Consider the following 13,581-nt stretch of genomic DNA (forward strand, 5'->3'; position numbering starts at 1 on the left):
CGAACTGTTGTGAATGGCGTTATCCCTTGGGAATGCTGATATTCCGCCCGGGCCCCCAGCCATGTTGACAATCCGCCTCCACCCCCGAAAGCTGCCCGGGAACCCAAAAATCGACCCTCGATCGAACGAGAACAGGCACCCATGAACCCCGTCAAAGCACTCGAAAATCACCGCCAGGCCGTCTGGCTGGACTTCCTTGCCCGCGGCTTCGTCGCCAAGGGCGACCTGAAGCGGCTGATCGAGACCGACGGCGTCAAAGGTGTGACGTCCAACCCCTCGATCTTCGAGAAGGCGATCGGCAGCTCGGACGAGTATGACGGGGCGATCGGCAAGGCCCTCAAGAAGGGCGACCGCTCGGTCGCCGACCTGTTCGAACACCTCGCGGTCGAGGACATCCAGCACGCCGCCGACGTGCTGCGCCCGGTCTACGACCAGAGCCATGGCGGCGACGGCTTCGTCAGCCTCGAAGTGTCGCCCTATCTCGCGATGGACACCAAGGGCACGATCGCGGAGGCCGAGCGGCTCTGGAAGGACGTTCACCGCAAGAACCTGATGGTCAAGGTGCCGGCGACGCCGGAGGGCCTGCCGGCGGTCGAGTATCTGATCGGCGAAGGCATCAGCATCAACATCACGCTGCTGTTCTCGCAGAAGGTCTATCGCCAGGTCGCGGAGGCCTATCTTAAGGGCCTGGAGAAGTACGTCGCCAAGGGCGGCGACCCCTCCCATGTGGCAAGCGTCGCCAGCTTCTTCGTCAGCCGCATCGACAGCGCCGTCGACAAGCAGCTCGACGAGAAGATCGCACGCGCCAACGACCCGTCCGAGAAGGAGCGGCTCGCGGCCTTGAAGGGCAAGGTCGCGATCGCCAATGCAAAGCTCGCCTACCAGGACTACAAGCGCCTGTTCTCGGGCCCGCGCTGGGACAAGCTCACGGCCAAGGGCGCCAAGCCGCAGCGGCTGTTGTGGGCTTCGACCGGCACCAAGAACAAGGACTATAGCGACGTGCTCTATGTCGAGGAGCTGATTGGCCCCGATACCGTCAACACCGTGCCGCCGGCAACCCTCGATGCCTTCCGCGACCACGGCAAGGTCCGCGACAGCCTCGAGGAGAATGTCGAGGACGCCCGCCACGTGCTGGAGGAGCTGGAGAAGTCCGGCATCTCGCTCGATGCGATCACCGAGGAGCTGGTCAAGGACGGCGTCAAGCTGTTCGCCGACGCGGCCGACAAGCTGTACGGCGCGGTCGCCCACAAGCGCGCGACCTCGCTCGGCGGCGGCATCGACCATCAGAAGCTGGCGCTCGGCGCCGGCATCGAGAAGGCGGTCGAGAAAAGCACCGAGGAATGGCGTGCGTCGGCCAAGATCCGAAGGCTCTGGCACAAGGACAAGTCGGTCTGGACCGGCGATGACGAGGACAAATGGCTGGGCTGGCTGACCAGCGCCGCGACCGCCGACGTCGCCGACTACGAGGATTTCGCCAAGCGCGTGAAGGGCCAGAACTTCACCGACGCCGTTGTGCTCGGCATGGGCGGATCGAGCCTCGGGCCGGAGGTGCTGGCGCAGACCTTCCCGCACAAGTCCGGCTTCCCGCGGCTGCACGTGCTCGACTCCACCGATCCGGCGCAGGTGCGCGCGATGGAGGAGTATGTCGACATCGCCAAGACGCTGTTCATCGTCTCCTCCAAATCGGGCGGCACGACCGAGCCGAACGTGATGAAGGACTATTTCTTCGACCGGGTGGCCAAGGCGATCGGCAAGGACAAGGCCGGCCATCGCTTCATCGCGGTGACCGACCCCGGCTCGTCGCTGCAGAAGGTCGCGATCAAGCAGGGCTTTGCCCGTATCTTCTACGGCGATCCCGCGATCGGCGGCCGCTATTCCGTGCTGTCGCCGTTCGGCCTGGTGCCGGCGGCGGCCGCAGGCATCGACGTCCGCAGCCTGCTCGGTCATACGCTCGCCATGGTGCGCTCCTGCGGCGCCGACGTGCCGCCGCAGGAAAACCCGGGCGTCCAGCTCGGGCTGGCGATGGGCATCGCCGGGCTCGAAGGCCGCGACAAGGTGACGATCTTCGCCTCCCCCGAGATCGCCGATTTCGGCGCCTGGGCCGAGCAGCTGATCGCGGAATCGACCGGCAAGGACGGCAAGGGCCTGATCCCGATCGAGGGCGAAACCATCGGCGACGCCGCGGTCTACGGCAACGACCGCTTCTTCATCGACCTGCGCACCGAGGGCGAGAACGACGCCGCGCATGAGGCAAAGCTCGCCGCGCTCGAGGCCGCCGGCCATCCCGTGGTCCGGATCGTGCTGAAATCGATCGACCATATCGGCCAGGAGTTCTTCCGCTTCGAGATCGCGACCGCGGTGGCGGGCGCGATCCTCGGCATCAACCCGTTCAACCAGCCTGACGTCGAGGCTGCCAAGATCAAGACCCGCGAGCTGACCGCGGCGTTCGAGAAGACCCGGATCGCTGCCGGCCGAGCAGCCGGTGGTCTCGGCGGATGGAGTCGAGCTCTACACCGACGCGCAGAACGCCGAGGAGTTGCGCAAGGCCGGCGCCAATGGCGACCTCAATTCCTGGATCAAGGCGCATCTCTCCCGCTCCGCCCGCGGCGACTATGTCGCCCTGCTCGCCTATATCGAGCGCGACGGCGACACCATCGATGCCATGCAGGCGATGCGGCTGAAGGTGCGCGACGCGAAACACCTTGCGACCTGCGCCGAATTCGGCCCGCGCTTCCTGCATTCGACCGGACAGGCCTACAAGGGCGGGCCCGACAGCGGCGTGTTCCTGCAGGTCACGACCGACGACAGCAAGGACCTTCCGGTGCCCGGCCAGAAGGCGAGCTTCGGCGTGATCAAGGCGGCGCAGGCGCGCGGCGATTTCGACGTGCTCACCGAGCGCGGCCGGCGGGCGCTGCGCGTGCACCTCAAGGGCGATCTCACCTCCGGGCTTGCGGCACTCGATGCCGCGATCTCGGCCGCACTGAACTGACGGAGGCGAGCAATGCAACTCGGCATGATCGGCCTCGGGCGGATGGGCGGCAACATCGTCCGCCGCCTGATGAGCAACGGCCACACCACCGTGGTCTACGACAAGGATCCGAAGGCGGTCGCGGCGCTGGTCGCCGACAACGCCACCGGTTCCTCGTCGCTGGAGGATTTCGTGCTCAAGCTGGAAGCGCCGCGCACCGCCTGGGTGATGCTGCCGGCCGGCAAGATCACCGAAGCCACCATCGAGGCGCTATCGAAGCTGATGCAGCCCGGCGACGTCATCATCGACGGCGGCAACACCTTCTGGCAGGACGACGTCCGGCGCGGCAAGGCGCTCAGGGAGCGCGGATTGCACTATGTCGATGTCGGCACCAGCGGCGGCATCTGGGGCATCGAGCGCGGCTACTGCATGATGATCGGCGGCGACAAGGCAGTCGTCGACCGGCTCGATCCGATCTTCAGGACGCTGGCGCCCGGCATCGGCGACATCCCGCGCACCTCCGGCCGCGAGGGGCGCGATGTCAGGATCGAACAGGGCTACATCCACGCCGGTCCGATCGGCGCCGGGCATTTCGTCAAGATGATCCACAACGGCATTGAATACGGCCTGATGCAGGCCTACGCCGAAGGCTTCGACATCCTGAAGAACGCCAATATCGAGGCGCTGCCGGCGGACCATCGCTTTGATCTCGACATCGCCGACATTGCCGAAGTCTGGCGGCGCGGCAGCGTGATCCCGTCCTGGCTGCTGGACCTCACGGCCTCGGCGCTGGCACAGAACCACACGCTCGACAATTACTCCGGCTTTGTCGAGGATTCCGGCGAAGGCCGCTGGACCGTCAACGCCGCAGTCGACGAGGCGGTGCCGGCCGAGGTGCTGACGGCGGCGCTCTACACCCGCTTCCGCTCGCGCAAGGACCACACCTTCGCCGAGAAGATCCTCTCGGCGATGCGCGCAGGGTTTGGCGGCCATAAGGAGCCGCCGAAAAAGGCTTAAAGCGAACCGCGGAAGGTCACGTGCAGAAGAAACCCGATCCTTGCTCCTTCATCATCTTCGGCGCCACCGGTGATCTGACACACCGGCTGGTCGTTCCGGCGCTCTACAATCTCGCCGCCGGCAATCTGCTGCCGGAGAAATTCTGCGTGGTCGGCATTGTCCGCAAGGGCATGTCGAGCGAGCAGCTGACCGACAGCCTGATGCAGGGGCTTCGCAAGTTCGCTACCCGCCCCGTCGACGAGGCGATCGCGAAGCAGCTGTTCGAATGCGTCACCTCGATCGAGGCCGATCCGAGAGATCCCGCTTCGTTCGATGCCATGAATGAACGGCTCGACAAGCTCGAGACCGCACGCGGCACCGGCGGCAACCGGCTGTTCTATCTCGCGACCCCGCCGAGCGCCTTCCTGCCGATCAGCGAGCAGCTCGGACGCACCGGCATGCTGGAGGAGAACGGCGCCTGGCGTCGGCTGATCATCGAAAAGCCGTTCGGCACCGATCTGGCATCGGCCAGGGCGCTGAATTCAGCGCTGCTGAAGCTGATGGACGAGCACCAAATCTACCGGATCGACCATTACCTCGGCAAGGAAACCGTCCAGAACATCCTGGTGCTGCGCTTTGCCAACGGCATGTTCGAGCCGATCTGGAACCGCAACCACATCGACCACATCCAGATCACCGTCGACGAGAAGCTCGGCGTCGGCCATCGCGGCAGCTTCTATGACGCCACCGGCGCGCTGCGCGACATGGTGCCGAACCATCTGTTCCAGCTGCTGTCGCTGGTGACGATGGAGCCGCCGGCGCGCTTCGACGCCCATGCGGTGCGCTCGGAGAAGGCCGAGGTGCTGAGCGCGATCCAGATCCAGAGCGCGCAGGAGGCGCTGTCCAACTCGGTGCGCGGCCAGTATCGCAGCGGCCGGATCGGCGACACCGAAATCGAGGACTATCTCAAGACGCCGGACGTCAAGCCCGACAGCTCGACCGAGACCTATGCGGCACTCAAGCTGACCATCGACAATTGGCGCTGGGCCGGCGTGCCGTTCTATCTGCGCACCGGTAAGGCACTGACCACCAAGCGCACCGAGATCGCGATCAAGTTCAAGCAGGCGCCGTTCGCGATGTTCCGCGATACCGCGGTCGACCGCCTGTCGCAGAACTACCTGGTCATCTCGACCGAGCCGACCGAAGGCATCGAGCTGCAGTTCAACACCAAGGTGCCGGGCCCGGCCATCAACATCGACGGCGTCGAGATGAAGTTCCGCTACAAGGACTACTTCAAGGCGGAGCCGTCGACCGGTTACGAGACACTGATCTACGACTGCATGATCGGCGACAATTTGCTGTTCCAACGCGCCGATAGCGTCGAGGCCGGATGGCAGGCGGTGCAGCCCTTCCTCGACGCCTGGAAGACTGCCGGCGGGCGTGGCCTGCAACCCTACAAGGCCGGCAGCGAAGGCCCGGAGGCGGCCAACGCACTGCTGACGCGCGACGGCCGCAGCTGGCGGAAGCTCAGCTGACCATGACCACGAGCGGCGAGCGCAAGATCATCACGGTCGCCGATCCGGCCGCATTGGCGCAGACCGCCGCCGAACGGATGATCGCCAGGATCGACCAGAACAGCGGCCGGATCGCGGTCTGCCTCACCGGCGGCTCCAGCCCCAAGGCGCTCTACCACCTGCTGGCGACGCCGGACTATCGCCGGCGGATTCCGTGGGATCGCATCGACTGGTTCATCGGCGACGAGCGGCTGGTGCCGCGCAAGGACCCGCTGCACAATATGAGCATGGCGCGCCAGGCCTTCCTCGACCGCTGCGCTCCGGCTGCGAACGTCCACCCGATCGCAACCGACACCGCCGATCTCAGGGATCCCGACGTCAGCGCGGCGCTGTACGAGAACGAGCTGATGGCCTTCTACGGCGCCGAACAGCTCGATCCGAAGCGGCCGCTGTTCGACCTGGTGCTGATGGGCATCGGGCCCGATGGCCACACCGCCTCGCTGTTTCCCGGCTATCCCGCGGTCGAGGAAACGCAGCGCTGGGTGGTCGGGGTGCCCAAGGCCAATGTCGAACCGTTCGTGCCACGCGTCTCCTTGACCCTGCCTGCCCTCGCCTCCTGCCGCGAGATGCTGTTCGAGGTGGCGGGCGAAAACAAGCGCGCGATCTTGACGCGCCTGTTCGCAGGCGAGAACCTGCCGGCAAACCGCGCGCGATCGCTAGGCGAAACCGTCTGGTTGATCGATCAGGCCTCGCTGCCGGAGGATTTTCGTGGATGATGCTCTTGGGTGACTTTCTTGGGTGACGGGCAAAACCCCTGCGCACTGGTCGTGATGGGCGTTTCCGGCTCGGGCAAGAGCACCATCGCCGACCGCCTTGCGATCAGGATCGGCTGGCGCTTCGAGGACGGCGACAGCTTTCATCCTCCGAGCAACGTCGCGAAGATGCATTCGGGCCAGCCGCTCACCGACGAGGATCGCTGGCCCTGGCTGCGCGCGATCGCCAATGAGATCGACCGCACCTGCGGCGTCCGCGAGCGCGCCGTCATCGCCTGCTCCGCGCTGAAGCGCGCCTATCGCGACATCCTGGTGCACGGCCGCGACGACATCCGCATCGTCTTCCTCGACGGCACGCAGGAGCTGATCGCCACACGGCTGGCCGCGCGCAAGGACCATTTCATGCCGCCGGGCCTGCTCGCCAGCCAGTTCAAGACGCTGGAGCCGCCGACGCCCGACGAACGCCCGATCACGGTTGCGATCGACCGTTCGGTCGACACCATCGTCGAAGACATCGTCAGTCAACTGAAACTGGACCGCCCATGACCCGCATCGCCCTTGTCGTGTCCGATGTCGACGGCACGCTGCTCACCAAGGACAAGACCTTAACCGACGGCGCCCTGGCGGCCGTGCGCAGGCTGCATGAGGCCGGTATCGGCTTCACCATCGTCTCCAGCCGGCCAACGATCGGGATGGGTTTCCTGGTCGCGCCGCTTGCGATCACGCTGCCGATCGGCGCCTTCAACGGCTCGTCGATCGTCGATCCGCAATTGCAGCCGATCGAGCAGCATGTGATCCCCCCTGCCGTCGCCAGGCGCAGCGTCGACCTGCTCCGCGAGCGCGGCGTCGACATCTGGCTGTTCACCAACGACCGCTGGCTGACGCGGAATCCCGACGGCGAGTACAACGCGCACGAAAAGCGCGCGATCAAGCATGATCCGACCATCGTCGGCGATTTCACGCCCTATCTCGACCAGGCCTGCAAGATCGTCGGCGCAAGCTCGGATGCGGCCCTGCTGCAGCGCTGCGAGGCGGAGATGCAGCAGATGGTCGGCAATGATGCGACCGCGGTCCGCTCGCAGACCTACTATCTCGACGTCACCCCGCCCGGCCACGACAAGGGCACCTTCGTCGAGGGCATCGCGAGGCGCCTCGGCGTGGCGCTGGAGAATGTCGCCACGATCGGCGACATGCAGAACGATCTGCCGATGTTTGCGAGAAGCGGCGTCTCGTTCGCGATGGGCAATGCCAGCGACGACGTGAAGGCGCGCGCCACGCATGTCACCGAAGCCAACGAGCACGACGGTTTCGCGCGCGCGATGGACATCGTGCTGACGATGGGCCGTTAAGACGGTTCTTCTAAAAAGATCGTGCGCAAGACAAATGCCACGATCAGGTCGACCGCTGCACCGCCGGCTTCTCGGCATCGGCCCTGGCGGCGCTGAGATTGTGTGCCGTGTTGATCAGCGCGATATGGGTCAGCGCCTGCGGGAAGTTGCCGGTCTGCCGGCCGGCTCCGGAGTCGAACTCCTCCGCCAGCAGCCCGAGATCGTTGGCGACCGCCACCACGCGTTCGAACATGGTTTGCGCCTTGTCGAGATCTCCCGCCAGCACATGGGCGTCGGCAAGCCACAGGCTGCAGGCCAGGAATGCGCCCTCGATCGGCTGGATTTCGTCGGACTCCTCGCGCGGATCGTGCCGCAGCACGAACCCGTCGCGCATCAAGCGCCGCTCGACCGCCGCGATCGTGCCGCGGATGCGCGGATCGGACGGCGGCAGGAAGCCGACCGACGGCAACAACAGCAGGCTGGCGTCGAGCAGCTTTGAGTCATAGCTCTCGACGAAGCTGTTGAGATCAGGATCGAAGCCGCGCCGGCAGACGTCGCGATGAATGGCCTCGCGCAGCACCCGCCATTTGACCAGCGGCCCCTTGAAGCCGAACCGTTCCGCGCTCTTGATGGCGCGGTCGAAGGCGACCCAGCACATCACCTTGGAGAACACGTAATGTCTGGGAGTGCTGCGACGCTCCCAGATGCCGTGATCCGGCTGGTCCCAGACATCGGCGAGATGACTGACGACGGTGCATTCGAGCGACCAGCTCTCATCATCGAGTTTCAGCTTGGCCATGCGGGACTGGTGGAAGGCGTCGATCAACTCGCCGTAGACGTCGAGCTGCAGCTGCGCATGTGCGGCATTGCCGACGCGGACCGGCTGCGCGCCTTCATAACCGGACAGCCATCCGGCTTCCCATTCCAAGAGGCGCCGCTGCCCCAGGATGCCGTACATGATCTGCATGTCGGCAGGAGCACCGGCCGCGGCCCGCAGCAGCCAGTTGTGCCAGGCCGCCGCCTCCTCGGTATAGCCCGAATTCATCAGCGCCAGCAGCGTGAAGGTGGCGTCGCGCAGCCAGCAGAACCGGTAGTCCCAGTTGCGCGCGCCGCCGAGTTTTTCCGGCAATGACGTGGTCGGTGCGGCAACGATGCCGCCGGTGGGCCTGAAGGTCAGCGCCTTCAGCGTGATCAGCGAGCGCATCACGAGGCTGCGCTGATAGCTGCCGTCATAGGTCGAACGGCTGCACCATTCCTTCCAGTATGCCTCGGTATCCTTCAGCGCTGCCTCGGGGGCGATCGACCCCGGCACCGGCTGATACGACGCTCCATATGTCAGGACGAACGGCACGGTGTCGCCCTCGCCGATCTCGAAATCGGCGATCGTGGTCAAGTCCTTGCCCGATGTCTTAACCGGCGTGCGCAGCACGGTCATGTCCTGCCCGCTGATCGCCAACAGTCCGTCGCCGTCCGGGTTCTTCTTCACCCAGGGGACATCGACCCCGAAGCCGAAGCGGATCACCAGCTCCATGTGCATCTTGACGCGGCCGCTGATGCCGCGAACCAGGCGGACCACGTCGGAGGCATTGCCGCGCGGCGGCATGAAGTCGATCAGCGCGACCACTCCATCCTCGGTCTCGAACCGCGTCTCGAGGATCAGCGTATCGTCCCAATAGCGGCGGGAGGTCTGTCGGACCTCCCCGGCCGGCGCCAGCAGCCAGCGGCCATTCCGCGACGTGCCGAGCAGCGCCGCAAAGCAGGCGTCGGAATCGAATGCCGGCCAGCACAGCCAGTCGATCGAGCCGTCACGGCCGACCAACGCTGCGGTCTCGCAATCACCAATCAGTCCATAGTCTTCGATACGAGAGGCCACGCGCCGTGCTCCGCGTTGTCAGGCGTGCGACCGCTCGCGGGTTGCACGCTTGAGCGCGTCGATATCGATCGCCGACGCGAGATGCTCGATCGAGACCGGCAGCCGCCGTTTCCAGTTCGGATGCTCATAGACGGTGCCGGGGATGTTCGGCTGCTCGACGATGCCGAGCAAATCCTCCATCGAAACCGCCATCATCCGCGACCGCGTCCGTGCCATGAAGTTCACCACCGAATAGAAATCATTGTGGTGGATGTCGTGACGGCGCAGCACGTCGTCGAGATGGCCGAGCGCATCCCAACGCCCCTGGTCGGTCTCGCCGGGATCGATCCCGAGCGCGCGCTTGGTCTTGAGGTCGCTGAACGAGCGCCAGCCGGCATAGGTCGAGAGGTCGTGGGTGTTGAACGTCACCAGCGCATTCGGCAGATAGTAGTCGACGTTGCGGAAGGCGCCCTGGTCGTCGGTCTCGAACATCATCACGAGATAGGACCAGATGCCCCAGCCGTTCATCTGCTCGCGGAACCCCGGGGGCACGGTGCCGAGGTCCTCGCCGATCACGACGCAGCGGCTCGCGACGCTCTCCTGCGCGGTCGCCGCCAGCAGCGCCTCGAACGGCATCAGCACGTAGGCGCCATTGGCCGGGCCGAAGCCGCGCGGCACAAGATAGAGCCGCTTCAGCCCGAAGGCGTGGTCGAGCCTGATCGCGCCGGCATGGTGCATCGAGGCGCGCAGCATCTGCCTGAACGGCTCGAACGAGCGCTGCTCGAGGCCCGCGGCATTGAAGCCGGCAAGCCCCCAGTCCTGGCCCGCGGTGTTGAGCGGATCCGGCGGCGCGCCAACGCCGAGATGACGCGAGATCGCGATCTGCTCATTCCAGGCGTCGAAGCCATCCGACTGCACGCCAACGGCGACGTCGAGATAGAGTCCGACCCGCATGCCGAGCTTGTGCGCGAGCGCCTGGCAGGCGCCGAGCTGCCGGTCCGCCGTCCATTGCACGAATTCGACGAATTCGACCTCAGTGGCGGTGTCGCGCGCCCGGCGCAATTTCGCGCACGCCGTATCGTCGGGCTGCCGCCATTCGTCCGGCCATTCCCACCACGGCGTGTTGAATTTGTGCCGCATCACCTCGAAGCAGGCGAAGCGCGACAGCAGCACGCCCTGCTCCTTGCGATAGGCCTCGAAATCCTGCCAGCGGCCGAGGCCGGGATTGGCCTTGAAGGCCGCGAAGGCCGCGCGCAGCGCGGGCCATTTCAGCGCCGCGGCACCGACATAGTCGACCATGTCACGGCTGCGGAGCTGCGCCAGCGCGGCTTGCGTCTCGGCATCGGCGCGGAATTCGGGAATCTTCGCGACGTCGATATAAAGCGCGTTGAGGAACAGCCGGCTGTTCGGCGAGTATGGGCTGCAATCGCCAGGCCGATCGTCGAACAGCGCATGCAGCGGATTGAGCCCGATGCCGTCGGCGCCGAGCCGATGGGCGAATTCGAGCAGGCCCTGCAGATCGGTGAAATCGCCGATGCCCCAGTTGCGCGCCGACCGCACGCCATAGAGCTGAACCGCGATCACCCAGCAGCGGTCGAACGCGCCGCCGAATGCGCCGTCCGGCGCCACCAGAAACGGCAGCTCCTCGCTGCCCGAGGCGTCCTTCAGCTGCAACCGGTGCACGCCCTCGGGCAGGCCCGACGGCCACGTCACACTCCGCTCATGCGCCTCGCCTTGCGCGAGCACTGTCGTGCCGTTGGTGAGCTTCCATTGCACCGGAAGCCGGGCCGCCTCGGCGAGCTGCGTCTGTCCGCCATGGCCGCCTCTGACGACCACGGGATCGGCGATCATCCGTCGCGGCGTCTGGGGCGGCAGCGCCGCGAGGATCGCCGTCAGCGCCTCAGGGGTTGTCACACGGCGGTGACCGCTACCATCGATATACTCGGTCTGGATTCCCAGGGTCTGGGCTTTGGCGTAATGGTCCATTCGGCACGCTGCCTGCTCGCAACGGTATTGGGATCGTTGCTAAAATTGTACAGATACGGGAAAGGGATAGTTGATGTTCAACGCTCTACCCTATCCGGCGTTCCCACCGGGAACCATTGCCCGGCGAGCGGCTTTCTATATGGGTCTGGCGTGCCTCCTTCCCGGCGCCGGGACTTCATTTGCCTATTCAATGGCGGCATCACCGTGAACAAAACCGCCCGGCCTGTCGAGAGTGCCCACGGCACTTTTCATATTACCGATGTCTATCCGTCGGTTGATGGCGGCCGCTTTGCGGTCAAGCGCATCGCGGGCGAACCTGTCGAGGTGTGGGCCGACATCTACCGTGACGGACATGATGTGATCGCAGCGGCATTGGTGTGGCGACATGAGGGCGACGGCGAATGGCAACACGCGCCGATGACGCCGCACAGCGACGACCGCTGGGGCGGCGCCTTCGTGCCCGACCGGCCCGGCCGCTACAGCTTCGCAATCGAGGCCTGGACCGACGAATTCGCCAGCTGGCGGCATCGCTTCGAGCAGAAGCAGCGCGACGGTGGCGACCACACGCTGGATGCCGTCGAAGGTGCGGGCATGCTGACCCGGGCGCAGGCCGGTGGCCCGGCCGCGGCCGCAATCATCATCAGGCAGTGCGAAATCTTTCTGCAGACCGGCGAGCCGGGCGCGCTGCTCGCACCGGAATTGCGGGAGGCGATGGCCGACAGCCAGTTTCGCCGCGACCTGATGCGATCGCAGCTCTATCCTCTCACCGCCGACCGGCCGCGGGCGCGCAGCGGCGCCTGGTACCAGATGTTTCCGCGCAGCCAGGGCAAGACACCGGGCGTGCACGCCACCTTCAACGACTGCATCGCGCGGCTGCCCGATATCGCGGCGATGGGCTTCGACGTCGTGTTGCTGGCGCCGATCCACCCGATCGGGCGGACCCATCGCAAGGGCCGCAACAATGCCGCCATCGCGCGGGCAGGCGATCCCGGCAACCCCTACGCGGTCGGTGCGGCCGAGGGTGGCCACGACGCGGTCCATCCGGAGCTCGGCACGCTCGACGACTTCCGCGCCTTCGTGGCGGCATGCCAAGCCCATGGCCTCGAGGCTGCGCTCGATTTCGCCGTGCAATGCTCGCCCGATCATCCCTGGCTCACCGCGCATCCGGAATGGTTCAAGCGGCGTCCGGACGGATCGATGCGCACGGCCGAACATCCGCCGCAGCGCTGGGACGATGTCGTCAGCCCGGATTTCGGATCCGAGGATGCCGCAGCGCTGTGGCGCGCGCTGCGCGATGTGGTGCTGTTCTGGGTCGAACAGGGTGTGAAAATCTTCCGGATCGACAATCCGCACACCAAGCCGCTGGCGTTCTGGGAATGGCTGATCCGAGAGGTGCAGGACCGCGATCCGGACGGGCTGTTCCTTTCGGAGGCCTTCGCGCGGCCGAAACTGATGAAGGGCCTCGCCAAGCTCGGCTTCACGCAGTCCTATACTTACTTCACCTGGCGCACGCAGCGTTCCGAGCTCGAACAGTATCTCGGCGAGTTGATATCCTATCCCGATCGCGACTTCTTTCGGCCGAATTTCTTCGTCAACACACCTGACATCCTGCCCTTCCACCTGCAAAGCGGCGAATCCTGGATGTTCAAGTCGCGTCTCGCGCTGGCCGCGACGCTTTCAAGCAACTACGGCATCACCAGCGGCTTCGAGCTGCTCGAGCACACGCCGGTCCCCGCCCGCGAGGAGTATCTCAACTCCGAGAAATACGAGATCAGGGTTCGCGACTGGGATCAGGCCGGGAACATCAAGCCCTATATCGCGGCCCTCAACCAAATCAGGCGCGGCAATCCGGCCCTGCAACAATTCGCCAATCTGCGCTTTATCAATGTCGATGACGGCGGCGTGATCGGCTTCGTCAAGGAAGCGGCCGATCAGGGCAATGTGATCGCGGCCGCGATTGCGTTATCGTCCGAGCCCCGCGACGTCTGGCTACCGCTCGGCGACGTCATGGCCGGCCGTGGCGATGCCCGCCGCCCCGTCACGGCCGTGGAAGACCTTGTCACCGGCGAGCGTCATGCGCTCGAATGGGGAGGCATCCGCCTGCGTCTGGATCCTGCGCGCGATCCCGCGTTGCTGTTGCGCTGTGTCGCCTGAAGGAGCCGTC

Annotated in this window: 8 protein-coding genes and 1 pseudogene; 7 read left to right on the forward strand and 2 right to left on the reverse strand. The window is 65.6% G+C overall.

The features are described 5' to 3' along the window. The first annotated feature begins 141 nt into the window (after window positions 1-141). From ACVWW1_RS18285 to ACVWW1_RS18310, 6 genes and pseudogenes are all read left to right on the forward strand, one after another. Window positions 142-2,989: pseudogene (locus ACVWW1_RS18285) on the forward strand (bifunctional transaldolase/phosoglucose isomerase). Window positions 2,990-3,001: 12 nt separating this feature from the next. Continuing rightward, complete coding sequence (gnd, locus tag ACVWW1_RS18290) at window positions 3,002-3,985, forward strand: phosphogluconate dehydrogenase (NAD(+)-dependent, decarboxylating) (RefSeq protein WP_176529693.1); 984 nt, start codon at window positions 3,002-3,004, stop codon at window positions 3,983-3,985. A gap of 20 nt (window positions 3,986-4,005) precedes the next feature. After that, a complete protein-coding gene (gene zwf, locus ACVWW1_RS18295) occupies window positions 4,006-5,499 on the forward strand; it encodes a glucose-6-phosphate dehydrogenase (protein WP_456656926.1) in 1,494 nt (497 codons plus the stop codon). A 2-nt stretch (window positions 5,500-5,501) separates the two neighbouring features. Continuing rightward, window positions 5,502-6,254 (forward strand): 6-phosphogluconolactonase, encoded by a 753-nt coding sequence (gene pgl / locus ACVWW1_RS18300; RefSeq protein ID WP_456656927.1) that lies wholly within the window; start codon window positions 5,502-5,504, stop codon window positions 6,252-6,254. A 54-nt stretch (window positions 6,255-6,308) separates the two neighbouring features. Further along, the gene (locus ACVWW1_RS18305; protein ID WP_456660606.1) at window positions 6,309-6,797 is read left to right on the forward strand and encodes a gluconokinase; all 489 of its coding nucleotides are present in this window, start codon (window positions 6,309-6,311) and stop codon (window positions 6,795-6,797) included. Further along, window positions 6,794-7,600 carry a Cof-type HAD-IIB family hydrolase gene (locus tag ACVWW1_RS18310; protein WP_456656928.1) on the forward strand — a complete coding sequence of 269 codons (807 nt, stop codon included), beginning with the start codon at window positions 6,794-6,796 and terminating at the stop codon, window positions 7,598-7,600. Before ACVWW1_RS18305 ends, ACVWW1_RS18310 begins: the two co-directional genes overlap by 4 nt. Window positions 7,601-7,643: 43 nt before the next feature. Here ACVWW1_RS18310 and ACVWW1_RS18315 read toward each other — a convergent pair whose 3' ends face one another. After that, a complete protein-coding gene (locus ACVWW1_RS18315) occupies window positions 7,644-9,452 on the reverse strand; it encodes a glycoside hydrolase family 15 protein (protein ID WP_456656929.1) in 1,809 nt (602 codons plus the stop codon). An 18-nt stretch (window positions 9,453-9,470) separates the two neighbouring features. Then, window positions 9,471-11,417 carry a 4-alpha-glucanotransferase gene (gene malQ, locus ACVWW1_RS18320; RefSeq protein WP_456656930.1) on the reverse strand — a complete coding sequence of 649 codons (1,947 nt, stop codon included), beginning with the start codon at window positions 11,415-11,417 and terminating at the stop codon, window positions 9,471-9,473. A gap of 204 nt (window positions 11,418-11,621) precedes the next feature. Between malQ and ACVWW1_RS18325 the strand changes: the two genes are divergently transcribed. Then, complete coding sequence (locus ACVWW1_RS18325) at window positions 11,622-13,571, forward strand: alpha-1,4-glucan--maltose-1-phosphate maltosyltransferase (RefSeq protein WP_456656931.1); 1,950 nt, start codon at window positions 11,622-11,624, stop codon at window positions 13,569-13,571. The last annotated feature ends 10 nt before the right edge of the window (window positions 13,572-13,581 follow it).

This window comes from Bradyrhizobium sp. JR3.5 (assembly GCF_054057015.1).